Source organism: Stenotrophomonas sp. Steno-Z10-BAI, assembly GCF_056393115.1.
Genome location: NZ_JBWJOZ010000001.1, coordinates 756,906 through 778,031 on the forward strand (window position 1 = coordinate 756,906; position 21,126 = coordinate 778,031).

At 67.3% G+C, this 21,126-nt stretch carries 24 protein-coding genes and 1 other RNA gene; 15 read left to right on the plus strand and 10 right to left on the minus strand.

All coding sequences use genetic code 11. The features are described 5' to 3' along the window. Positions 1-61: 61 nt before the first annotated feature. The gene (gene pepQ / locus AC06E9_RS03475; RefSeq protein WP_152152555.1) at positions 62-1,390 is read left to right on the plus strand and encodes a Xaa-Pro dipeptidase; all 1,329 of its coding nucleotides are present in this window, start codon (positions 62-64) and stop codon (positions 1,388-1,390) included. Positions 1,391-1,516: 126 nt separating this feature from the next. Here pepQ and AC06E9_RS03480 read toward each other — a convergent pair whose 3' ends face one another. Together AC06E9_RS03480 and AC06E9_RS03485 are read right to left on the minus strand one after the other, a co-directional pair. Then, positions 1,517-2,842 carry an aminopeptidase P N-terminal domain-containing protein gene (locus AC06E9_RS03480; RefSeq protein ID WP_121041208.1) on the minus strand — a complete coding sequence of 442 codons (1,326 nt, stop codon included), beginning with the start codon at positions 2,840-2,842 and terminating at the stop codon, positions 1,517-1,519. A gap of 7 nt (positions 2,843-2,849) precedes the next feature. Next, the gene (locus AC06E9_RS03485; RefSeq protein ID WP_121039475.1) at positions 2,850-3,398 is read right to left on the minus strand and encodes a UPF0149 family protein; all 549 of its coding nucleotides are present in this window, start codon (positions 3,396-3,398) and stop codon (positions 2,850-2,852) included. Between the two features lie 165 nt (positions 3,399-3,563). Between AC06E9_RS03485 and AC06E9_RS03490 the strand changes: the two genes are divergently transcribed. The 8 genes from AC06E9_RS03490 to AC06E9_RS03525 all read left to right on the plus strand — a co-directional run bounded on the left by AC06E9_RS03490 (position 3,564) and on the right by AC06E9_RS03525 (position 7,647). Then, positions 3,564-3,785: a TIGR02449 family protein gene (locus AC06E9_RS03490; RefSeq protein WP_121041210.1), complete on the plus strand. Its 222-nt coding sequence runs from the start codon at positions 3,564-3,566 to the stop codon at positions 3,783-3,785. Beyond that, the gene (locus AC06E9_RS03495) at positions 3,782-4,081 is read left to right on the plus strand and encodes a cell division protein ZapA (RefSeq protein ID WP_019183856.1); all 300 of its coding nucleotides are present in this window, start codon (positions 3,782-3,784) and stop codon (positions 4,079-4,081) included. Before AC06E9_RS03490 ends, AC06E9_RS03495 begins: the two co-directional genes overlap by 4 nt. A 132-nt stretch (positions 4,082-4,213) precedes the next feature. After that, a non-coding RNA gene (gene ssrS, locus AC06E9_RS03500) (6S RNA) lies at positions 4,214-4,398 on the plus strand. Positions 4,399-4,477: 79 nt separating this feature from the next. Beyond that, the gene (locus tag AC06E9_RS03505) at positions 4,478-5,077 is read left to right on the plus strand and encodes a 5-formyltetrahydrofolate cyclo-ligase (protein ID WP_282259102.1); all 600 of its coding nucleotides are present in this window, start codon (positions 4,478-4,480) and stop codon (positions 5,075-5,077) included. 13 nt (positions 5,078-5,090) lie between these two features. Beyond that, positions 5,091-5,567, plus strand: a complete 477-nt coding sequence (locus AC06E9_RS03510) for an EVE domain-containing protein (protein ID WP_121039481.1) — start codon at positions 5,091-5,093, stop codon at positions 5,565-5,567. A gap of 26 nt (positions 5,568-5,593) precedes the next feature. Beyond that, positions 5,594-6,241: a ribose-5-phosphate isomerase RpiA gene (rpiA, locus tag AC06E9_RS03515; protein ID WP_121039484.1), complete on the plus strand. Its 648-nt coding sequence runs from the start codon at positions 5,594-5,596 to the stop codon at positions 6,239-6,241. A gap of 45 nt (positions 6,242-6,286) precedes the next feature. Continuing rightward, entirely contained in the window at positions 6,287-6,739 is a 453-nt protein-coding gene (locus tag AC06E9_RS03520; protein ID WP_121039487.1) for a DUF192 domain-containing protein, read from the plus strand. Between the two features lie 62 nt (positions 6,740-6,801). Next, complete coding sequence (locus AC06E9_RS03525; protein WP_121039490.1) at positions 6,802-7,647, plus strand: SirB1 family protein; 846 nt, start codon at positions 6,802-6,804, stop codon at positions 7,645-7,647. A gap of 30 nt (positions 7,648-7,677) precedes the next feature. On the opposite strand, the gene AC06E9_RS03530 is transcribed toward AC06E9_RS03525, so the two are convergent. Then, the gene (locus AC06E9_RS03530; RefSeq protein WP_121039493.1) at positions 7,678-7,869 is read right to left on the minus strand and encodes a rubredoxin; all 192 of its coding nucleotides are present in this window, start codon (positions 7,867-7,869) and stop codon (positions 7,678-7,680) included. A gap of 72 nt (positions 7,870-7,941) precedes the next feature. On the opposite strand from AC06E9_RS03530, the gene thiE reads away from it, so the two are divergent. Together thiE and hemL are read left to right on the plus strand one after the other, a co-directional pair. Then, the gene (gene thiE, locus AC06E9_RS03535; RefSeq protein WP_478055482.1) at positions 7,942-8,586 is read left to right on the plus strand and encodes a thiamine phosphate synthase; all 645 of its coding nucleotides are present in this window, start codon (positions 7,942-7,944) and stop codon (positions 8,584-8,586) included. Next, positions 8,583-9,872 carry a glutamate-1-semialdehyde 2,1-aminomutase gene (hemL, locus tag AC06E9_RS03540; RefSeq protein ID WP_152152561.1) on the plus strand — a complete coding sequence of 430 codons (1,290 nt, stop codon included), beginning with the start codon at positions 8,583-8,585 and terminating at the stop codon, positions 9,870-9,872. Before thiE ends, hemL begins: the two co-directional genes overlap by 4 nt. A gap of 61 nt (positions 9,873-9,933) precedes the next feature. Here hemL and azu read toward each other — a convergent pair whose 3' ends face one another. Further along, a complete protein-coding gene (gene azu / locus AC06E9_RS03545) occupies positions 9,934-10,392 on the minus strand; it encodes an azurin (protein ID WP_152152563.1) in 459 nt (152 codons plus the stop codon). A 113-nt stretch (positions 10,393-10,505) separates the two neighbouring features. Between azu and AC06E9_RS03550 the strand changes: the two genes are divergently transcribed. Next, the gene (locus AC06E9_RS03550; protein WP_478055483.1) at positions 10,506-11,117 is read left to right on the plus strand and encodes an HAD-IA family hydrolase; all 612 of its coding nucleotides are present in this window, start codon (positions 10,506-10,508) and stop codon (positions 11,115-11,117) included. 9 nt (positions 11,118-11,126) lie between these two features. Here AC06E9_RS03550 and AC06E9_RS03555 read toward each other — a convergent pair whose 3' ends face one another. Then, entirely contained in the window at positions 11,127-12,356 is a 1,230-nt protein-coding gene (locus AC06E9_RS03555; protein WP_121039509.1) for an acetylornithine transaminase, read from the minus strand. Between the two features lie 65 nt (positions 12,357-12,421). On the opposite strand from AC06E9_RS03555, the gene AC06E9_RS03560 reads away from it, so the two are divergent. Further along, the gene (locus tag AC06E9_RS03560; RefSeq protein WP_121039512.1) at positions 12,422-13,294 is read left to right on the plus strand and encodes an ion transporter; all 873 of its coding nucleotides are present in this window, start codon (positions 12,422-12,424) and stop codon (positions 13,292-13,294) included. Between the two features lie 42 nt (positions 13,295-13,336). Here the strand turns inward: AC06E9_RS03560 and AC06E9_RS03565 are convergent, their stop codons facing one another. Next, complete coding sequence (locus AC06E9_RS03565) at positions 13,337-14,302, minus strand: YiiG family protein (RefSeq protein WP_152152569.1); 966 nt, start codon at positions 14,300-14,302, stop codon at positions 13,337-13,339. Between the two features lie 79 nt (positions 14,303-14,381). Continuing rightward, complete coding sequence (locus AC06E9_RS03570; protein WP_478055484.1) at positions 14,382-15,200, minus strand: SDR family oxidoreductase; 819 nt, start codon at positions 15,198-15,200, stop codon at positions 14,382-14,384. 117 nt (positions 15,201-15,317) lie between these two features. Here AC06E9_RS03570 and AC06E9_RS03575 point away from each other — a divergent pair, with 117 nt between their 5' ends. Continuing rightward, positions 15,318-15,989, plus strand: a complete 672-nt coding sequence (locus AC06E9_RS03575; protein ID WP_478055485.1) for a hypothetical protein — start codon at positions 15,318-15,320, stop codon at positions 15,987-15,989. A gap of 69 nt (positions 15,990-16,058) precedes the next feature. Here the strand turns inward: AC06E9_RS03575 and AC06E9_RS03580 are convergent, their stop codons facing one another. Beyond that, entirely contained in the window at positions 16,059-16,721 is a 663-nt protein-coding gene (locus AC06E9_RS03580; RefSeq protein WP_121039524.1) for a phosphotransferase, read from the minus strand. A gap of 102 nt (positions 16,722-16,823) precedes the next feature. Between AC06E9_RS03580 and AC06E9_RS03585 the strand changes: the two genes are divergently transcribed. Beyond that, positions 16,824-18,827, plus strand: coding sequence for a bifunctional DedA family/phosphatase PAP2 family protein (locus AC06E9_RS03585; RefSeq protein WP_478055486.1), 2,004 nt, complete (start codon positions 16,824-16,826; stop codon positions 18,825-18,827). Between the two features lie 54 nt (positions 18,828-18,881). Here AC06E9_RS03585 and AC06E9_RS03590 read toward each other — a convergent pair whose 3' ends face one another. Together AC06E9_RS03590 and mpl are read right to left on the minus strand one after the other, a co-directional pair. Next, a complete protein-coding gene (locus AC06E9_RS03590) occupies positions 18,882-19,460 on the minus strand; it encodes an LON peptidase substrate-binding domain-containing protein (protein WP_152152575.1) in 579 nt (192 codons plus the stop codon). 12 nt (positions 19,461-19,472) lie between these two features. Then, on the minus strand, positions 19,473-20,837 hold the full coding sequence (mpl, locus tag AC06E9_RS03595; RefSeq protein ID WP_282263450.1) for a UDP-N-acetylmuramate:L-alanyl-gamma-D-glutamyl-meso-diaminopimelate ligase: 1,365 nt from the start codon (positions 20,835-20,837) through the stop codon (positions 19,473-19,475). Between the last annotated feature and the right edge of the window lie 289 nt (positions 20,838-21,126).

Here is a 21,126-nt window from a genome sequence, read left to right on the forward strand (position 1 = left end):
CCGCTGGCGGATTGCGGCAGAATCTAGGGCTGCATTCCGCACTGCCAGCGAGCTTCATGCCATGAACCAGCCAGACCTCGGCGCCCTGTATTCCCACCATGCCAGCGTGATGCGCCAGCGCGCCGATGAAGCGCTGGCCCGTGGCGGCTTCGATCATCTGGTGATTCCCAGTGGCACCCTGCATTACCAGGCCTTTGATGATCGCGATTACCCGTATGCGGTGAACCCGAACTTCAAGGCCTGGCTGCCGCTGACCAAGCTGCCCAACAGCTGGCTGGTGTACACCCCCGGCAAGCGCCCGACCCTGATCTTCCATCAGCCCTTCGATTACTGGCACGTGGTGCCGGGTGCGCCGAATGGCTGGTGGGTGGAGCATGTCGATATCCAGATCATCCGCACGCCCGACGAGGCGCTGGCGCTGCTGCCCAAGGATGCGGCGCGTTGCGCGATCCTCGGTGAACCGCGCAGTGCACTGGGCGCCTTCGTGCCGAACAATCCCGCACCGGTCATCGATTACCTGGACTGGCAGCGCGGCTACAAAACGCCGTATGAAATCGCCCTGATGCGCGAAGCGCAGCGGCTGGGCGTGCGCGGCCACCGTGCCGCCGAAGCCGCCTTCCGCGCTGGCGCCAGCGAATTCGAGATCCACATGGCGTACTGCCGTGCGGTCGGCCAGGACGCCAATGAGTTGCCCTACGGCAACATCATCGGCCTCAACGAACATGCGGCCGTGCTGCACTACACCGATCTGGGCCGCAGCGCGCCGACCCCACTGCGCAGCTTCCTGATCGACGCCGGTGCCAGTGCCCACGGCTATGCCAGCGACATCACGCGCACCTATGCGGCCAGCGGCCATGACGAATTCCAGGCGCTGATCGATGCCGTGGATGCGGCCCAGCAGCAGATGGGCGCCGCTGTGCGTGCCGGCGTGGACTACAAGCAGCTGCACATCGACGCACACCTGTCGCTCATGGGCATCCTCAAGGACTTCGGCGTGCTCAACGTCTCGCCGGAAGCGGCGTTGGCCACCGGCGTGAGCGCGGCCTTCTTCCCGCACGGCCTGGGCCATCTGATCGGGCTGCAGGTGCATGACGTGGCCGGCTTTGCCGCCAGCGACCGCGGTGGCCGCATCGAGCGCCCGCAGGGTCACCCGTACCTGCGCATGACCCGCGTGCTGGAGCCGGGCATGGTGGTCACGATCGAACCGGGCGTGTACTTCATCGACATGCTGCTGGACGAAGTGAAGCAGGCCGGCAATGGCGCCAGCATCAACTGGGAGCGCGTGGATTTCTTCCGCCCGTATGGCGGTGTGCGGATCGAGGACGAGGTGCTGTGCACCGAGGGCGATGCGGACAACCTGACCCGCCCGGTGTTTGCGGCCGCCAGCTGAGCGGCGATGCGGGTGCCGACCCACGGTCGGTACCTGCACTGCATCGTGTGCCCGCCGCCGGCCGCTGATCGCCGCCCCGGTATCCGCGTAGAGCCACCCCATGGAGTGGCGCTACCCTGGCGCGGATCAGCGCCTGGCCATTTCTTCTTCGATCTCATCGGCACTGCGCGCCAACGCCGCGGTCAGCACCTGATGGCCGTCCTCGGTGATCAGCACGTCGTCTTCGGTGCGAATCCCGATGCCGCGCCAGCGCGCTTCCACGCTGCGGTCGTCCGGTGAGACATACAGGCCGGGCTCGATGGTGAACACCATGCCCGGCTCCAGCATCCGCGAGTCCCCTGCCAAGCGGTAGTCGCCTACGTCATGCACGTCCAGGCCCAGCCAGTGCCCGGTCTTGTGCCGGTAGAAGCGCTGGTAATGCGCTTCGGCGATGTTCTCTTCCAGCGTGCCCTTGAGCAGGCCGAGCCGCAGCAGGCCCTCGGTCAAGGTCTCCACCGCGGCCAGATGGCCAGCCTCGTACGCATTGCCCGGGCGGGCCTGGGCCAGTGCCGCAGCCTGCGCCGCACCGACCAGATCATGCAGCGCGCGCTGCTCGGCGGTGAAGCGGCCATTGACCGGGAAGGTCCGGGTGATATCACTGGCGTAGCCGCGGTACTCGGCGCCGGCATCGATCAGGACCAGATCGCCATCGTGCGCGCGCGCGTTGTTGTCGCGGTAATGCAGGATGCAGCCGTTGGTACCGGCACCGACGATGCTGCTGTAGGCCGCACAGGCATCATTGGCACGGAACACACGCTCCAGATCGGCCTGCAGTTCGTACTCATGGATGCCCGGCCGCGCCACGTGCATGGCCGCACGGTGCGCCTGCACGCTGATGTCGGCAGCGCGCTGCATCACGGCGATTTCCGCGGTCGATTTGAACAGCCGCTGTTCGTGCAGCAGGTGGCCCAGCTCCAGGAATTCATGCGGCGGCTGCGCGCCATGCCGCACCTGCGAGCGCACCCGGTTGACCCAGCCGATCAGCTTGAGATCGAACTCGGCATCGCGGCCGAAGTGGTAGTACACCCGCGAGCGCCCTTCCAGCAGGCCGGGCAGGATGTCGTCCAGATCGTCGATCGGGTACGCATCGTCCATGCCGTACTGCGAAACCGCGCCTTCCTGGCCGGCGCGCGCGCCATCCCAGGCTTCGCGGTCGGCGTCGCGCTCGCGGCAGAACAGGATCACCTCGCCATGGCGACGGCCCGGGATCAGCACCAGCACGGCCTCCGGTTCCGGGAAGCCGCTCAGGTACCAGAAATCCGAGTCCTGGCGGAATGGATAATGCGTATCCAGGCTGCGCACCCGCTCGGATGCGGCCGGCAGCACCAGGATCGCGTCATCGCCGGCCATCTCCATCAACTGCTGGCGGCGGCGGGTGTATTCGGCGGCGGAGATGCCGGTCAGCTGCCGGATATCCATCTCAGTTCAAGCGCTGCCGGTGGCGCGCGGCCATCACACAGTCGCCGTGCAGCAGCAGCACCGCCACGCGGATGAACTCCTCGATCTCGGCCAGCGCGTCTTCATCGTCGTCGTTGCCGCTTTCGAAGTCTTCGCTGGAGGCCTGGGCCAGCTTGGCCAGATCGGTCAGGGCTTCATCGCCCTCTTCGGACAAGGCCGGCCGGTTCTGGCCCGAGCCCAGCCCGAAGCCGCCCAGGAACGCACGCGCCCAGGTGAACAGCGCATCGGCCTGCGCGGCGGTATCGCTGGCATCGCTCAGCAGCAGCTCGAAGGCGAAATCGCGGTCTTCCATCTGCGCTACGCTGGCATCGAGCAGGCGCGCCAGGGCGTCACCTTCGGCCGGGGTCGGCAGGTTGTCATCGGCCAGCACGCGGGCCGGCCATTCACGCACCGGCGCACCGCCGGCGGACAGCCAGCCGCAGAGGCCGCCGTGCAGTTCAGCGGCGCTGGCGCCCAGGCCCAGGGCCTGGCTGGCCTGGTTTACGTCGTCGACACTCGGGAGTTCGGTCATCTTGGGGCTACGGTTTGTGAGCGCCACAGTGTAGCAATCCACCTGTGTCCACCGGGTTGCCATGGCCCGCCCCGGGCCCCGCCCCGGCACCGGCGGGCCGACTGCCAGCAGGCCCCGTCATTATTCGCTTGACCGCCCCGTCCGCCCTTGCCTATGGTGCCGGACATGGAACCCGCCGACGCCATCGCCCAGTTGCAGGCCTTCGCCGCCCGCGTCGAGGCGTTGCTTGAGCGCAACGAACGCCTGGCCGACGAGAACCGCAGCCTGCGCCATCAGCAGGAGCAGCTGGTGGCCGAGCGCTCCCAGCTGCTGGCCAAGAACGAACAGGCCCGCTCCCGGGTCGAAGCGATGATCACCCGCCTCAAGTCCCTGGAGCAGCACACATGAGCCAGACCGAACCGGTCAGTGTCCGCATCCTGGATCGTGAATACACGGTGGGGGTGGGGGCCGAGGAACGCGAGAGCCTGACCGCCGCTGCCCGGCTGCTGGATGCCAAGATGCGCGAGATCCGCGGCAGCAACCGGATGGCCGCGGTCGACCGCGTCGCGGTGCTGGCCGCGCTGAACCTGGCCCACGAGCTGCAGCAGCTGCGTGATGAGCACGCCCGGCAGGCCATTGCTCTGCAGCAGACCCTGAGCGATCTCAATCGCCGCCTGGATCGGGCTTTCGACAGCGCGGGTTGATCCACGCGACCGGTTCCACGCGGTGATTGATTGCACACGTGCATCGCGCGGTCTTCATCGATCTGAATTGATGTGCAATTCGACCGACGAACGGACTGGTCGAATCGCACAAGAGGGCTATAATCCTCGTCGCGTTCTCTGCTGTGAACGACGGCGTGTGCAAACATTCGCCTTGTCCCTTAATTACGACCACGGGTGCGCGACGGCGCCGGGAGTGCAAGTCCGCCTTGTAGCGGGAAGCCCGATGGAACCCCAGCGTACCCACTTGAACCCCGGGTTCAAGGTCGTTTCGCATGCATCGTCACGGCGGAGAATGCAATATTCCAGCAAGAGCGGCGTTCCCTTGGGACGTCGCTCTTGTTTTATCCGCTTCCCCCGCACGCTCCGGACCCAGGCATGACCGACCCGCGCTCCGCACTGCGCCAGCAGCTGCGCCAACGCCGCCGTGATCTCCCCGCCGCCGTGCGCCTGGCCGCCGCCGAACAGTTGGCCGATGGCCTGCTCGCCCTTCCTTTCGCGCCCCCGCAGGGCCATGTCGCCGGCTATTGGGCGATGGATGGCGAGATCGCGCTGCACCGCTGGCAGATGCAGTTGCCCGCCGGCCTGACCTACTGCCTGCCGGTCCTGCACGAGAAGACGCTGCGCTTCGCGCCCTGGCGCCCCGGGCAGGCACTGACCACCAACCGCTTCGGCATCCCCGAACCCGATCTCGCGCTGGACGACACGCTCGCACCGGAGCAGATGGCGCTGGTCGTGGCGCCGCTGGTGGGTTTCGACGCACTGGGTCGCCGGCTGGGCATGGGAGGCGGCTGGTATGATCGCAGCTTCGCATTCCGCCACCAGCGCCCGGCGCCGCCGTGGCTGGTCGGGGTCGGCTTCTCGGTCCAGCAGGTCGATGACCTGCCGGTGCAATCCTGGGACGTCGCGGTGGATGCGATCTGCACCGACGTCTCCACCCTTGTCTGCGTACCGACCAACGGTCGGCACCTACCGTAATCAAAGACTCCGCATGACCGCACGCAAGCGCTACTGGCTGATGAAGTCCGAACCGGACGCCTTTTCCATCGACGATCTGCAGCGCGTGGGCCGTGAGCCCTGGAACGGCGTGCGCAACTACCAGGCGCGCAACTTCATGCGCGATGGGATGAAGGTCGGCGACGGGGTGATGTTCTACCACTCCAACACCAAGGTGCCGGGCATCGTCGGGCTGGCCACGGTGGCCAGCGAGGCCTACCCGGACGACACCCAGTTCGATCCCAAATCCGATTACCACGACCCCAAGGCGACCCGCGAAGAACCGCGCTGGATGCTGGTGGACGTGGCCTTCGAGCGCAAACTGCGCGACACCATTTCGCTGGATGAGATCAAGCTGCACGCCGATGCGCTGGGCGAAGGATTCCCGCTGACCGCACGCGGCAACCGTCTCTCGATCCTCCCGGTGACCGCTGCGCAGTGGAAGCTGCTGCTGTCGCTGGAAAAGCACTGACCCCTTTCCTCCAAGAGTTGCCCGCCATGTCCGAAGCCAAGCGCCTGGCCGCTGAAAAAGCCATTGAATACGTCGAAGACGGCATGATCGTGGGGGTCGGCACCGGCTCCACCGTGGCCTACTTCATCGATGCCCTGGCCAAGATCCAGCACCGCATCAAGGGCGCCGTGTCCAGCTCGGACCAGAGCACCGCGCGCCTGAAGCAGCACGGCATCGAGGTGCTCGAGCTCAACCACACCGGCAACCTGTCGCTATATGTGGATGGGGCCGACGAATGCGACGGCAACAAGAACCTGATCAAGGGCGGCGGTGCCGCGCTGACCCGCGAGAAGATCATCGCCGAGGCCAGCGAGCGCTTCGTGTGCATCATCGACCCGAGCAAACAGGTCAAGGTGCTGGGCAAGTTCCCGCTGCCGGTGGAAGTGATCCCGATGGCCCGCAGCCTGGTCGCCCGCCGCATCATGGACATGACCGGCGGCCAGCCGGCCTGGCGTGAGGGCGTGGTCACCGACAACGGCAACGTGATCCTGGACATCCACCACCTGGAGATCACCGATCCGGTCAAGCTGGAGCGCGAGCTCAACCAGCTGCCGGGCGTGGTCAGCGTCGGCCTGTTCGCGCGCCGCCCGGCCGATGTGGTGATCATCGGCGGTGAGCCGCCGATCGTGATGTGATCCCGTGGCCGGCGCCCGCGCCGGCTGCCCCAACGAGGTACGCCCATGTCCCTGTTGCGCCTGCTGCCCCTGCTCCTGCTGTTCACCCTGGCCGGCTGTGCCAGCACCAACGCCCGTCACTGGGTGGAACTGGACGGCAACCGTTACCACGTTGAACTGGCCACCAACGACGATACCCGCGCCCGCGGGCTGATGTTCCGCGACCAGATGCCCGAGGACCACGGCATGCTGTTCATCCACGAACGCGAAGAACTGCAGGCGTACTGGATGAAGAACACCAAGATCGCGCTGGACATCCTGTACTTCGATGCGCAGCGCCGCCTGGTCAGCCAGCAGCGCGATGTGCCGCCGTGTTCGGCCGGCGATCGTTGCCCGCCCTACCCCAGCAGCGAGCCGGCCCGCTACGTGCTGGAACTCAACGCCGGGCAGGCCGAAAAGATGGCGCTCAAGGACGGCACCGAACTCACCTTCGGCCCCGGCATCGCCGACGGCAAATAAAAGTGCCCTGATAAACGCGCCGCGCCCTTGAATCGCGGCGCGTTTGTCGCCAGTCTTGTCCCATGCAGGGGCAGATCACATTGCCGACGTGGGACTCACTGGCCGAGCTGGATGACGAGGCGCTGCCGCTGTTGCCGACCGCGTTGCTGATCGCCCGGGACGAATACCCGGATCTGGACCCCGCCGTCTACGACGCGGTCCTGCAGAGTCACGCCGACCACCTGCGCACCGAGATCGCCACGATCGACATGTGGCCGCTGAAGATCGCTGCGGTCAACCGCCACCTGTTCGACGAGCTGGGCTACAGCGGCGACCACGGCGAGTACTACGACCCGCGCAACAGCTATCTGAACCAGGTCTTCGAACGCCGCCTGGGCAATCCGATCTCGCTGGCGCTGGTGCAGATGGAAGTCTCGCGCCGGCTCGGCATCCCGCTGGACGGGGTGTCCTTCCCCGGGCACTTCCTGGTGCGTCTGCCGCTCAACGACGGCGTACTGGTGATGGACCCGTTCAACGGCGGCCGCCCGCTGGGTGTGGAAGAACTGCGCGAACGCGCACGCTCACACCTGGGCGGTGAAGTCCCCGACGACGACGTGCTCGCGCAGATCCTGGACCCGGCCCCGGCACGCGCGATCCTGATGAGGATGCTGCGCAACCTGCATGGCGTGTACGTGGAACGCGGCGAATGGGACCGCGCCGCGCGCAGTGCCGACCGCCTGCTGAAGCTGGCACCCGAACAGGACGACGCGCTGCGCGATCGCGGCATGGCCTACCTGCAACTGGATTACGAGGCCGGCGCGCGCAACGACCTGGGGCTGTATCTCAAGCGCAATGCCAAGGCCAGCGATGCCCAGTTCGTCCGCGAGAAGCTGGTCGGCCTCGGTGGCGTGGTGCCGCGCCTGCACTGACGGTGCCGCGACGCGGCGCCTGGCGGTGCCTCAGTCGACTTCGACCATTTCGAAATCATCCTTGGTCACGCCGCAGTCCGGGCACGTCCAGGTATCAGGGATGTCTTCCCAGCGCGTGCCCGGGGCGATGCCCTCGTCCGGCAGCCCGTCTTCTTCCCGGTACAGGAAGCCGCAGACAACGCACATCCAGGTGCGGAAGGTGGTGGCGGTTGCGTCGGTCATCGGATAATCACGGCGGGACAAGAGCTGACAGCGCTCATTGTCCCACTCCCGTTGCGCTACCGGTAGCCATTGATGAATCACGCTTCAGCCCCCACGCCGCCCCGCGGCGTCTACCTCATCACCCCCGACGAGCCCGATACCGCGCGGCTGCTGGCGCGCACCGCGCCGCTGCTGGCGGCCGGCGCCACCTGGCTGCAGTACCGCAACAAGAGCGCCGATGTGGCCCTGCGCCACGCCCAGGCCGCTGCGCTGCAGGGCCTGTGCCAGCTGTACGCAGTGCCGTTGCTCATCAATGACGACGTGGCCCTGGCCCAGGCGGTCGGCGCGGCCGGTGTGCACCTGGGCGAGGACGATGGCGATATCGCCGCCGCCCGTGCCCTGCTCGGCCCGGACGCCCTCATCGGCGCCTCCTGCTATGACACCCTGACGCTGGCCGAGCGCGCGGTCGCCGCTGGCGCCAGCTACGTCGCCTTCGGGGCCTTCTTCCCCAGCACCAGCAAGGCCACCACCCGCCGCGCCCCACCGGACCTGCTGCGGCAAAGCGCCGCACTCGGGGTGCCCCGGGTGGCGATCGGCGGGCTGAGCCCGGACAATGTGGCACCGCTCATCGCTGCCGGCGCCGATCTGGTTGCCGTCATCAGCAGCGTGTACGCCGCGCCCGACCCGGTCGCCACGCTGCACGCCTACCTCGCTTGCTTCCAGGATACGACCGCATGAACCACGACCAGTCCCACGCCCTGTTCACCCGCGCCCAGAAGCTGCTGCCGGGCGGCGTCAACTCGCCGGTGCGCGCGTTCAAATCGGTCGGTGGCGAGCCGTTCTTCGTCAAGCGCGCCGATGGCCCCTACCTGTACGACGTGGACGACAACCGCTACATCGATTATGTCGGCTCCTGGGGCCCGATGATTGTTGGCCACAACCACACCGCCGTGCGCCAGGCGGTCAAGCAGGCGATCGGCAACGGTCTGTCCTTCGGCGCGCCGTGCGAAGCCGAAGTCACCATGGCCGAAACCCTGACCCGGCTGGTGCCGTCCTGCGAGATGGTGCGCATGGTCAACTCGGGCACCGAGGCCACGCTGTCGGCGATCCGGCTGGCACGCGGTGCCACCGGCCGCAGCCGCATCGTCAAGTTCGAAGGCTGCTACCACGGCCACGGCGACTCGTTCCTGGTCAAGGCCGGCAGCGGCATGCTGACCTTGGGCGTGCCGACCTCGCCGGGTGTCCCGGCCGGGCTGAGCGAACTCACCCTGACCCTGCCCTACAACGATGTCGAAGCGGCCACCGCGCTGTTCGCCGAACAGGGCGAGCACATCGCCGGGCTGATCATCGAGCCGGTGGTGGGCAACGCCAACTGCATCCCGCCGCGCGAGGGCTACCTGCAGCACCTGCGCGCACTGTGCACGCAGTACGGCACGGTGCTGATCTTCGATGAAGTGATGACCGGCTTCCGCGTGGCGCTCGGTGGCGCGCAGGCGCATTACGGCGTTACCCCGGACCTGACCACCTTCGGCAAGATCATCGGCGGCGGCATGCCCGTGGGTGCCTACGGTGGTCGTCGGGAGCTGATGTCGCAGATTTCCCCGGCCGGCCCGATCTACCAGGCGGGCACACTGAGCGGCAATCCGGTGGCGATGGCAGCCGGCCTGGCGATGCTGGAACTGGTGCAGGAACCGGGCTTCCATGATCGCCTGAGTGCTTCGGCCGCGCGCCTGTGCGCGGGGCTGGAAGCGGCAGCGGCGGACGCAGGCGTGGCAGTGACCACCACCCAGGTCGGCGCGATGTTCGGCCTGTTCTTCACTGACCAGAAGGTGGAAACCTACGCCCAGGCGACCGCGTGCGACATCACCGCGTTCAACACCTTCTTCCACGCGATGCTGGAGCGCGGCGTGTTCCTCGCCCCCTCGGCGTATGAAGCCGGCTTCCTGTCCAGCGCACACGACGACAGCATCATCGAGGCAACGCTCGAGGCCGCGCGCGAAGCGTTCAAGGTCGTCAAAGGCTGATCAAATAACGGGGACGGGGGTAGTTAATAATTACCCCCGTCCCCGTTAAATATTGATTGCTTCAACCGAACACGAAACGGCCTTTCATCATGGCGAAGTGGCCCGGGAACGAGCAGAAGAAGGTGTAGTCGCCGCCCTTGGTCAGCTTGGCGGTGGAGAAGGTGACGCTGGTGCTTTGTCCACCGCCGATCACCGGGGTATGCGCCAGCACGCGCGCATCGCCCTTGGGCAGGTAGCTGTCGGCCAACGTGGTGCGCATGCCAGCCATTGCCACCGGCTGGTAATCCGCGGCGCGGGTCAGTACCCAGTTGTGGCCCATCGCGGTCGCCGCGAGCTTGCCGGTGTGGCGCAGGGTCAGCTTGACCTGGGTGCAGTCCGCGGCAACCTTGAGTTCCTTCTGGCTGAAGCTCATCTGGTCGGTACTGTCGATGGCGATCGCGCAGACACGCGCATGGGCGGCCGGGGCCAGCATCAGGCCGGCAAGCAACACGGGGGCAAGCAGTTTCAAGGCGATCTCCATCAGGCAGTCCCCGCGATTCTAGTGACCGCCCGTGCAGGCGACGTGCGACGCGATGTCGCAGCGCAGGCCCCGGCTGGGTTACGGTCAGCCCTGGACCTGGACGAGACTTCCCCATGCCGCGTGTGATCGAGTGCCTGCTGCTGGATTTCGATGGCGTGCTGGTGCGCTATGCGCGGCACCTGCGTGTGCGCCATCTGGCCGCCAGCATCGGCTGCAGCGCGGCGCAGGTGCAGACGGCACTGTTCGACAGTGGGCTGGAACGCGCCTACGACAGCGGCATGGCGACCGACGCCTACCTGCAGCAACTGGGCGATGCGCTGCAGGCCACGATCAGCATCGCGCAGTGGCAGGCCGCGCGCATCGCCGCGTGCGCACCGGAAACAGGTGTGGTCGAACGCGTGGCACGGATCGCGCAGGCACTGCCGATCGGAATCCTGACCAACAACGGCGCGCTGATGGCGCAGACGATTCCACAGCTCCTTCCGACCCTGGCCGATGCGCTGCACGGCCGCATCCTGTGCAGCGGTGCGCTGGGCGGGCGCAAGCCGGATCCGGCGATATTCGCCAAGGCGGTGACGCTGCTCGGCGCACGTGGCGAGCGCACGCTGTTCATCGATGACCTGTTCGTCAACGTGCGCGGGGCACGGCTGGCCGGCCTGCAGGCCGAGACCGCACCGGACAGCCGCGCGTTCGGCAAGGTCATGAAGCGATACGCCCTGACGTAGCGCCGTTGGCTAGCGCGACGCGATGAACGACTGCACGGCCGCGCGCAGACGCTTCAGGCCTTCGGCGATTTCTTCATCGGTGATGTTCAGCGACGGCACGAAGCGCAGCACATCCGGCCCGGCCTGCAGGGTCAGCAGGCCGTGTTCGGCGGCGTGATCCAGGAGGGGACCGGCCTGGCCGGCGAAATCCTTGTCCAGCACCGCACCCAGCATCAGGCCGCGACCGCGGACCTGGCTGAACACCTTGAACTCGTCGTTGATCTTGCCCAGGCCATCGCGCAGCGCCTGCGACTGACGGCTCACGTTGTGCGCGATCTCCGGTGAGGACAGCTTGCGCAGCGCCACCCGGGCGACGGCCGCGGCCAGCGGATTGCCACCAAAGGTGGTGCCGTGCGCGCCGAACTGCATTACCTCGGCCACCTTCGGGCCGGCCAGCATCGCGCCGATCGGGAAGCCGCCGCCCAGTGCCTTGGCCAGGGTGACGATGTCTGGTTTGATGTTGTCCTGCCAGTGCGCGAACAGGGTACCGGTGCGGCCCATGCCGGCCTGGATCTCATCCAGCACCACCAGCGCATTGTGCTGGTCGCACAGCTCCCGCACGCGCTGCAGGAAGCCCGGCTTGGCCGGCATCACGCCGCCCTCGCCCTGGATCGGCTCCAGCATCACCGCAGCGACATCGCCGGCGGCCATCGCGGTCTCCAGCTGCACCTCATCGTTGAAATCGACATAGCGGAAGCCACCGGGCAGCGGCTCGTAGCCTTCCTGGTACTTCGGCTGGGCAGTGGCGGTCACCGCCGCCAGCGTGCGGCCGTGGAAGCTGCCGCGGAAGGTCACGATCACCCGCTGGTGCGCCGGGCGGCCCAGCGAAGAGGCCCACTTGCGGACCAGCTTGATCGCCACTTCATTGGCTTCCGCGCCGGAGTTGCACAGGAACACGCGCTCGGCGAAGCGCGAGGCGGTGACCAGTTCTTCGGCCAGGCGCAGCGGCGGCTCGCTGTAGAACACGTTGCTGGTGTGCCAGAGCTTGCCGGCCTGCTCGATCAGCGCGGCGGTGAGGTCCGGATCGTTGTGGCCCAGGCCACACACCGCGATGCCGGCGGCCAGATCAATGAATTCGCGGCCCTGGTTGTCCCAGACGCGCGCGCCCTGGCCACGTTCGAGCACCACCTGGCGCGGTTTGTAGACCGGCAGGTAGTAATGCGACAGGGACAACAGCGGATCGGTGGCAGCGGCAGTCATGGCGGTCAACGGCTCAGGAAAGATCCCATTCTCGCGCTTTGGGCCGGTGGGGCACAATGCGCCCCATGCGACCGTTCACTGCCCCCCAGCTCAACCCCGCCACCGACTCCGGCTGGCGCCGCCAGTGGTTCGACATCATCTACCGCCACGACACCCGGCCCTCGCGCAATTTCGACCTGCTGCTGGTCTACGCGATCATCGCCAGCGTGGTGGTGGTCATGTTCGACAGCGTGCAGCGCTTCCATGCGGCCTATGCCGACTGGCTGTACGTGCTCGAATGGGGGTTCACGATCCTGTTCACCGGCGAATACCTGCTGCGGCTGGTGGTGGTCAAACGCCCGCTGCGCTACGCATTCAGCATCTGGGGCATCATTGATCTGGCCTCGATCCTGCCGACCTACCTGTCGCTGTTCATCCCCGGCGCGCAGAGCCTGCTGGTGGTGCGCGCGCTGCGCATCCTGCGGGTATTCCGGATCCTCAAGCTGACCCGCTACATCGAAGAAAGCGGCGTGCTGATGGAGTCGCTGTGGCGCAGCCGCCGCAAAGTGCTGTTGTTCCTGTTCACGGTCATCACCATCACCATCATCGCCGGCACCATGATGTATGTGATCGAAGGCCCCAACCACGGCTTCACCAGCATCCCCAGCAGCATGTACTGGGCGGTGGTGACCATGGCCACGGTGGGCTTCGGCGACATCGTGCCGCAGACCGTGCTGGGCCGCTTCGTCACCTCGGTACTGATCCTGATCGGCTACAGCATCATCGCGGTGCCGACCGGGATCTACACCGCCGAACTGGCCAACACCATGCGTGATGCCGAGCATGCCGCGCGCCGGGATGCGCGCGGCTGCCCGCACTGCGGGCTGGAAGGGCACGAACCGGATGCCCTGCACTGCCGCCACTGCGGCGACAAGCTGCCCCCGGTCTTCAACGTGTGATCACCGCGGGGCGGGCCGCCTGGCAGCCCGCCGCGCGCCCGCTCAGCGTGCGCCGCTGGACTGCGCCAGGCGGTTGCTCATGTCGACCAGGTCGTTGTAGCTGACCAGCAACGCTTCGGCCGAGCCCTGCGGGTTGTTGATCCGGCCGCCGCTCTGGATCAGCATCTGCTCGCTGCGGGTGTACGGCTTCTTTGACTCGACGCGCTCGATACGGCGACCGGCATCACGGGCCAGCGTATCGGCCGCACGCTCCAGGTGCCCCCACATCGCATCGCCCTTGCCGACCTTGTCATCCTGCGCCTGCTGCAGCAGCGCCTGGAACGCGGTGAGCTGGGTGCGGGCCACGGCCAGGTCCGGCGCCTCGGTGTTGAGCAGTTGGGTCAGCTGCTTGCCATCACCGAGGATCTTGATCTGGTAGTACGCCATGGAGCGGCCTTCAGAGGCTTCAATCTCCTTGAGCTGCTCGGCACGGCGTTCGTCTTCGCGCTTTTCCAGTGCGGCATCCAGCGCGGTGCCTGCATCGAAGAAGGCCATGTAGGCTTTCATCAACGGCGCATGCTGGCTGCGCATCCCGGCATGGTCATCGCGCAGGTAGTCCTCGCGGCTGTAGTAACGGTCAGCCTGCTCGATCAAGGCGTACAGGTCGACGAAGGTCTTCTGGTAATTGCTGGCTGCCGGATCCAGTGCCGGCTCGGCCGGCGTCATCGCCAGCGCGGCCACCATCGGGGCATTGCATGCGTCCACGCGATGCGACAGCACCGTGCCCGGCCCACGCACCTTTTTCTCGTTGCCGGTCGGGCCGGCCTCCGGGTCCTGCATCCAGCCGATGTACTGCTGGAAGCCTTCGTGGATCGGCTGTTCAACGGCATTGAAGCAGGCGATGTAGGCGTTCACCTTCTCCACGCCCTGGGTATCGGCGACGCTGCCCGGGCCCTTGCCGCAGGCGCCGAGCAGGCTGATCAGGGCAATGGCGGCGGCAAGCGGCGCGGTCCGTGTGCGGAATGACATGCGAGTGTCCATACAAATTGGGGCCCGCACCTTAACAGCCCGGTGTGTGCAGCCGCTGTCATCGCACGCCGGGCGCGCGTCACTCCAGGAACAGATCCGGCATCAGCGGGCGCGATGGATCAACGGCGTAGCCGCTCAGATCGGTGATGCCGGCCTGCGCCAACACCTCGTCATCGAGCAGGAACTGTCCGCTGAAACCGACCGCCTCACGGCACAGCACCGCGTGCGCGGCATCGGCCAGAATCGCCGGCGTGCGGCAGCCCCCGATGTCCACGCCGGGAATCATGTTGATCGCATCGGTGGCGATCACCGTGCGCGGCCACAACGCATTGACCGCCACGCCCTGCGGGCCGAACTCGGCCGCCAGGCCGAGGGTGACGAAGCTCATGCCCATCTTGGCCAGCGTGTAACCGGTGTGCGGGGCCCACCACTTCGGGTCCAGGCTCGGCGGTGGTGCCAGCGTGAGAATGTGCGGGTTGGGCGCCTGCAGCAGGTGCGGCAGGCAGGCCTGCGCGCACAGGAAGCTGCCGCGCGAATTGACCTGCTGCATCAGGTCGAAGCGTTTCATCGGCGTGTGCAGCGTGCCACGCAGCCAGATCGCGCTGGCGTTGTTGATCAGGATGTCGATGCCACCGAAGGTATCCACGGTGGCGGCGACGGCCGCGCGCACCTGGTCTTCTTCGCGGATGTCGCACTTCAGTGCCAGCCCCTGCCCGCCTGCGGCGGTCACTGCCTCGGCAGCGCTGTGGATGGTGCCGGGCAGCTTCGGATTGGGCACCGAGGACTTGGCCGCGATCGCGATGTTGGCGCCGTCGCGTGCTGCACGCAGCGCAATGGCCAAGCCGATGCCGCGCGAGGCGCCGGTGATGAACAGGGTCTTGCCTTGCAGACTGGCCATGCGCGGAATTCCTTGGATGCGAGTGCAGTGAATCCGCATTATGCCGCCCCGGCGCACACGCCGGATTCATGCGCCGCGTCGATACTGGGCGTTCACGTTCTGCATGGAATGAGCGACATGACGGCGATCCGCCTTCCCCTGACCGCGTTGGCCCTGGTGCTGGCCCTTGGCGCCTGCCAACCTGCTGGCGATCCTGCCGCCTCGGCGACGCAGGACGCGGCTACCGTCCCGGGCACCGCCGGTGGCACCTCCCCCTTCGGCGAAGCGGCGATCTGGGACGGCGAGGTCGACGCCTGTCGTGGCCAGGCACCGGTCGCCGATGATTGTCTGTCCAAGGCGATGCAGGCGGCCAAGGCCAGCCCGCAGGCGATCGCCGCCGCCCATCAACTGGGTGCGCAGGGCAATCCCGGCTACGTGAGCGCATGGCGGGAACAGGACGGCGTGGGCATCGCCACCATCGAATACCCGTTCCGTGCCAACACCAATGAAGGCACGCTGCTGGTCGACAGCGCCGGGCACACGGTGGATGTGGATGCGGACGTACTGCCGGAAATGTCGCGCGCCGATGCCACCGTCAAACCGTTCCTGGATGCACACCCGGATGCCTCGCCGTTTGCCCCGGCCGAAGCCAGCGGCAGCGAAGCCCGGCCCAACGGCGGCGTGCGCCTGATCTACAGCACGCCGCTGCGCACCTGCCATGCGTGTGCCGAGGATGGGGTGCTGCGGGTCGCCTACGATTTCGATGCGCAACGCCGCTTCGCCGGCAAACAGATCCTCGATCTGCGCTGATCACCCGCGCGTGGTCAACCTCGGCCCGGCGCTGGCCCGGTCATTGCGGCGAGTGCGCGCTGCCTGCGCTCACGGCTTGGGCCCCTGCCCTTCGTTGTCTTCCCAGTGCAGGATTTTCCGCGTGACAAAGCGATAGACCGGCTTGCCGGTACGGAACCAGAGATCGCGCACCCATGAGGTGCGTTTGAGCAGCCGCTTTTCCACCGGGGTCAGCGACTGCCGGCAGTACATGCGCTTGTGCTTGAGCAGATGCCGCAGGTCCTCGCGGGCCAGCAGGCGCATCCAGCGCGAGCGCGGGTTGCCGATCACCGCCAGCTGAAAATCGATCAACGCCGGCGAGCCGTCTTCGCGCACCAGCCAATTGGCCTCCTTGGCCAGGTCGTTGTGCGCGATGCCGTGGCGATGCACCTGCTGCAGCAGCCGTCGCGCCGCGCGGAAGTAGGCCAGATCGCCATGCGGCGGACGCTGGTACATGGCATCACCGGCCATGAAGCTGCGATCCAGCCAGCGCCCGTTCCAGGCCAGCAACCGCGGCGTGGCCGGCATGCCATCCAGATGCGCCAGCGCGCGCGCCTCGCGCCGGGCCAGCCACCACGCAGGTACCCGCAACCACCAGGGCGTGGCCTCCAGGTCACGGCGCACGAAGCGCTGGCCATCCTCCTCCATCAGCAGGATGCGGCCAAAACTGTCAGCTTTGAGGGCGGTCGGCGCGGGATCGGCAGGGCGTGTCATGCCGCCATTCTAGGCGGGTGATCGCGTTCATTCACTGCAGAAGCTGCACATTGCCGGCGTCTGGCGGGCAGTCAGTCACTTTGCCCCCCCTATAATCCCCCGATGGACTCGTCATGGATCGATGCCACGCTTGCGTGGATCTCAGCTCACCCCGTGCTTGCCGGCGCGGTCATTTTCCTCATTGCCTTCTGCGATGCGGTCATCGTGCTGGGCGCGATCGTGCCCGCGTTGCCGCTGTTGTTCGCGGTCGGTGTGTTCATCGGCCTGGGCGAGATCTCCGGGCCGTATGCCGTGGCCTGCGCGGCGTTGGGCGCATTCGCCGGTGACGGCCTCAGCTACTGGGTAGGCTGGCGCTGGGGCGATCGGCTGCGCGGCTTCTGGCCCTTCAGCAAATACCCGCAGCTGCTCGATCGTGGCGAGACGATGTTCCGCCGCAATGCCTTCAAGAGCATCCTGGTGGCGCGCTATGTTGGCGCGATCCGCCCGTTCGTCCCGGCCATCGCCGGCATGATGAAGATGCCGCTGTCGCGCTACATACAGGCCAGCGGCATCGCCAGCCTGTCCTGGGCTGTTCTGTTCCTGGCACCCGGCTGGGTGCTCGGCGAGGCGTATGACGCGGTCGCCGCGGTCGCCGGCCGGCTGGTGATGGTGCTGGCCCTGCTCGGCGTGATCATGGGCCTGGTGTGGGCGATCGTGCTGTATGGCTACCGCTGGTCGGCCTCGCGCATGGACAGCTGGCTGGCCAGCCTGCTGGCCTGGTCGCAGCGTCACCCGACCCTGGGCCGTTACTCTGTCGCCGTGTTCGACCCGCAGCGCCGTGAGTCGGTGCCACTGGCGATGCTGGCGCTGATGTTGCTGCTGCTCGGCTGGGGCTGGTTCGCGCTGTTGATGGCGGTGGTCGCCCACGGCGAGCCGTTGATGGTCGATCTGGCCGTGCACCACGCGATGCTGGCATTGCGCAACCCACTGGCCGATTACCCGATGGCCGCACTGGCGTCGCTGGGGGCCTGGCAGGTCCTGCTGCCGGCCACGGCGGCAGGCATGGGCTACCTGGTCTGGCGCCGGCGCTGGATGGCGGCCGCGCACTGGCTGGCCGCCCTCGCCTTCGGGCTGGCGCTGTGCAAGCTGCTCGGTGCGACGGTGGACGTGGTCCGTCCGCCGGATGCCAGCAGCGGCTTCGGCTTCCCGTCGGTCTCGGTGACGATGGCCACGATCACCTTCGGCTTCTTCGCCGTGCTGATCGCCCGCGAACTGCCCGGGCGCACGCGTGTGTGGCCTTACCTGTTGTCGGGCATCATCGTCAGCCTGATCGGCTTCGCCCGCATCTACCTCGGCGCGCATTGGCTGAGCGATGTGATCGGCGGCATGCTGTTCGGCCTGTTCTGGCTGCTGGTGCTGGGCATCGCCTACCGCCGCCGGTTCAACCGCTCGTTCTGGGTCAAGCCGGTGGCATGGCTGTTCTACGGCACGTTCGCCATCGCCGCGCTCTGGTACGCCCCACGCAACATCCCGGTGAAACTGGCGCGCTTCGAGCCGGCCCAGCCGACCCCGGCGCCGCTGGATGCCCAGGCCTGGTGGACGACCGAGTGGCAGCACCTGCCCTCGCGTCGCAATGAGTTCGATGACGATCAGCGCTGGCCGCTGGATGTGCAGGTGGCCGGTCCACTGGCGCCGCTGCAGCGCCGGCTGGAAAGCCAGGGCTGGCGCGTGCAGCCGCAGGCCGGCTGGGAGCAGGCGTTGTTGATGCTCGACAAATCCTCGGACAAGGACAAGGTACCGGTGCTGCCGGCCACGCTGGATACGCAGGTCGAATCGCTGCTGATGCTGCGGGCGGGCAATGCACCCAATGAGATCTTCGCCCTGCGCCTGTGGCCCGCACCGGCACGCCTGGCAGCGCCGGACAACGAACCGCTGTGGCTGGGCAGTGCACAGACCCTGCACTACCAGCAGCACTTCAAGCTGATCGGGATGTGGCGGCCGATGCGGGGTATCGACCCGTCGCTCAATGCGGTCCGCCAGGCACTGGACGGCCTGCCGCAGCAGGTCGATACCCATCCGGACACCGAGATGCCGGTGCTGCGCGTGCGCATGCCGCCGGCCCAGTGATGCAGCGCCGGGGGCTACCCGGCCGAGGGGCGTAACGCGGGGCGGGGCCGCGCGTTACGGCATCCAGTCCAGCAGCGCCTGCAGGCGCTGGTGCGGGTCATCGTGTTGCAGCAGTTGCAGGCGTTGCGCGTCCTGCAGCGGCAGCAGTTCGGCCAGGCGCCAGCCGACCCAGCTGGCCTGCTCCATCTGCGCCGGGCTGACCGGTGCGAAGGCCGCGCCGGCCTGCTCGATGATGTGCTCCAGCACGGTGGCCATCAGTGCGTGCTCGGGCTGCAGCTCGTCGTCGCTGTCGGCGGCGCACCAGGTCACCTCGGCGATGATCAGCCCGTTGTCGCGCACGCGGGTGTGCTCCACATGGAAGCGGCGCTGGCCACGCAGGCGCAGCACCAGCACGCCATCGGCGCCCACGTCGAAATCTTCGATCCGCGCTTCGACACCGTAGGCCGCCGGCAACGCCGGCGCACCGACCTCCTCACCGTCCAGGATCAGGCACACCCCGAAGGCCGTCCCGGCACGGCTGCATTCGCGCAGCATGTCCAGGTAGCGGCGCTCGAACACCCGCAGGCCGAGCACCGCGCCGGGCAGCAGCACGGTGTGCAGCGGGAACAGGGGCAGTGAAGCGGTGTCGGTCATGGCCCGCGTCCCTCAGGGCTGCTGCAGCTGCGCGAGGAAACGACGCGGGGCCCCGTCGAAACCGCCGTTGGACATGAACACCACATGGTCGCCCGGCGCCGCGATCGCGCCCAGTTGAGCCAGCAGAGCATCCGTATCGGGCACGGCATGGGCCTCCCCCCGCACGGCGGCAATCACGCTGGCCGCATCCCAGGCCAGTTCCGGGCGATGCAGGAACACCACCGCGTCGGCACCGTCCAGCGAAGGCGCCAGCGCCTGTGCGTGTGCCCCCAACCGCATCGAATTGCTGCGCGGCTCCATGGCCACCACGATGCGGGCATCGCCCACCTTGGCACGCAGGCCATCGAGGGTGGTGCGGATCGCGGTGGGGTGATGGGCGAAATCGTCGTAGAGGGTGATGCCGCGCGCCTGGCCGATCACTTCCAGCCGGCGCTTGACGCTGCGGAACGTGGCCAGCGCCGGGATCACCGTGGCCAGCTCGACGCCGACTGCATGCGCGGCAGCCAGCGCGGCCAGCCCGTTGAGGACATTGTGGCGGCCGAGCAGCGACCAGCGCACTTCACCGACCCGCTCGCCGCGATGGTGCACGACGAACACACTGCCGTCGGCCTCCACCAGCTCGGCATGCCATTCCAGCGAGGGATCGAAACCGAAGCGCTCCACCGGGGTCCAGCAGCCCATCGCCAGCACTTCAGCGAGATACGCATCTTCACCGTTGACGATCAGGCGCCCACGCGCGGGTACGGTGCGGATCAGGTGGTGGAACTGGCGCTGGATCGCGGCCACGTCCGGGAAGATATCGGCATGGTCGTATTCGAGGTTGTTGAGGATCGCCACCAGCGGCCGGTAGTGCACGAACTTGCTGCGCTTGTCGAAGAACGCGGTGTCGTACTCATCGGCCTCGACCACGAACTCGCGCCCGCTGCCGACGCGCGCGGAGACGCCGAAATCTTCAGCCACGCCGCCGATCAGGAAGCCAGGTTCACGCCCGGCGCTGTGCAGCAGCCAGGTCAGGATGGTGGTGGTGGTGGTCTTGCCGTGGGTGCCGGCGACGGCCAGCGTGTCACGGCCCGGCAGCACCTGCTCGGACAGCCACTGGGCGCCGGAGATGTAGCGTTGGCCTGCATCCAGCACCGCTTCCACCGCGGGATTGCCGCGCGAGAGTGCATTGCCGATCACCACCGCGTCGCAGTCCGGCGCCACGCTGTCGGCCCGGTACCCGGGATCCAGTGCGATGCCCAGCCGTTCGAGCTGGGTGGACATCGGCGGGTAGATCGCCTGGTCGCTGCCGCGGACCGTATGGCCCTTCTCGCGTGCCAGCGCGGCCACGCCGCCCATGAAAGTGCCTGCAATGCCAAGAATGTGGATCGTGCTCATGCGTGCGATTGTCGCCGATCACCACCGTCGATGGAGATCGCCGTCAGACAACTCCTAGTCGACTATAAGAAAAGCCCAGCGGGGTGTCGGGGAATTCCCGATAGCGCCGTACTGTGAAGACGGACACAATTCTATTGGCCAGCCGCAGTACCCCATTGGTCCTACTCCCCAAGAGGCCATCCCCAGGGGGGCTCATGCTGCGGGGCTCTGAGCAAGCCCGCTCGCTGGCACCTTCAAACCACACGCCTGGTCCCTCCGGGGGCCGGGCGTGTGTGTTTCCAGCGCCTGC

Coding starts and splice junctions, on each gene's coding strand:
- pepQ (WP_152152555.1), top strand. CDS start 62: ATGAACCAGCCAGACCTCGGCGCCCTGTATTCCCACCATGCCAGCGTG.
- AC06E9_RS03485 (WP_121039475.1), bottom strand. CDS start 3,398: ATGACCGAACTCCCGAGTGTCGACGACGTAAACCAGGCCAGCCAGGCC.
- AC06E9_RS03490 (WP_121041210.1), top strand. CDS start 3,564: ATGGAACCCGCCGACGCCATCGCCCAGTTGCAGGCCTTCGCCGCCCGC.
- AC06E9_RS03495 (WP_019183856.1), top strand. CDS start 3,782: ATGAGCCAGACCGAACCGGTCAGTGTCCGCATCCTGGATCGTGAATAC.
- AC06E9_RS03505 (WP_282259102.1), top strand. CDS start 4,478: ATGACCGACCCGCGCTCCGCACTGCGCCAGCAGCTGCGCCAACGCCGC.
- AC06E9_RS03510 (WP_121039481.1), top strand. CDS start 5,091: ATGACCGCACGCAAGCGCTACTGGCTGATGAAGTCCGAACCGGACGCC.
- rpiA (WP_121039484.1), top strand. CDS start 5,594: ATGTCCGAAGCCAAGCGCCTGGCCGCTGAAAAAGCCATTGAATACGTC.
- AC06E9_RS03520 (WP_121039487.1), top strand. CDS start 6,287: ATGTCCCTGTTGCGCCTGCTGCCCCTGCTCCTGCTGTTCACCCTGGCC.
- AC06E9_RS03525 (WP_121039490.1), top strand. CDS start 6,802: ATGCAGGGGCAGATCACATTGCCGACGTGGGACTCACTGGCCGAGCTG.
- AC06E9_RS03530 (WP_121039493.1), bottom strand. CDS start 7,869: ATGACCGACGCAACCGCCACCACCTTCCGCACCTGGATGTGCGTTGTC.
- thiE (WP_478055482.1), top strand. CDS start 7,942: ATGAATCACGCTTCAGCCCCCACGCCGCCCCGCGGCGTCTACCTCATC.
- hemL (WP_152152561.1), top strand. CDS start 8,583: ATGAACCACGACCAGTCCCACGCCCTGTTCACCCGCGCCCAGAAGCTG.
- azu (WP_152152563.1), bottom strand. CDS start 10,392: ATGGAGATCGCCTTGAAACTGCTTGCCCCCGTGTTGCTTGCCGGCCTG.
- AC06E9_RS03550 (WP_478055483.1), top strand. CDS start 10,506: ATGCCGCGTGTGATCGAGTGCCTGCTGCTGGATTTCGATGGCGTGCTG.
- AC06E9_RS03555 (WP_121039509.1), bottom strand. CDS start 12,356: ATGACTGCCGCTGCCACCGATCCGCTGTTGTCCCTGTCGCATTACTAC.
- AC06E9_RS03560 (WP_121039512.1), top strand. CDS start 12,422: ATGCGACCGTTCACTGCCCCCCAGCTCAACCCCGCCACCGACTCCGGC.
- AC06E9_RS03565 (WP_152152569.1), bottom strand. CDS start 14,302: ATGTCATTCCGCACACGGACCGCGCCGCTTGCCGCCGCCATTGCCCTG.
- AC06E9_RS03570 (WP_478055484.1), bottom strand. CDS start 15,200: ATGGCCAGTCTGCAAGGCAAGACCCTGTTCATCACCGGCGCCTCGCGC.
- AC06E9_RS03575 (WP_478055485.1), top strand. CDS start 15,318: ATGACGGCGATCCGCCTTCCCCTGACCGCGTTGGCCCTGGTGCTGGCC.
- AC06E9_RS03580 (WP_121039524.1), bottom strand. CDS start 16,721: ATGACACGCCCTGCCGATCCCGCGCCGACCGCCCTCAAAGCTGACAGT.
- AC06E9_RS03585 (WP_478055486.1), top strand. CDS start 16,824: ATGGACTCGTCATGGATCGATGCCACGCTTGCGTGGATCTCAGCTCAC.
- AC06E9_RS03590 (WP_152152575.1), bottom strand. CDS start 19,460: ATGACCGACACCGCTTCACTGCCCCTGTTCCCGCTGCACACCGTGCTG.
- mpl (WP_282263450.1), bottom strand. CDS start 20,837: ATGAGCACGATCCACATTCTTGGCATTGCAGGCACTTTCATGGGCGGC.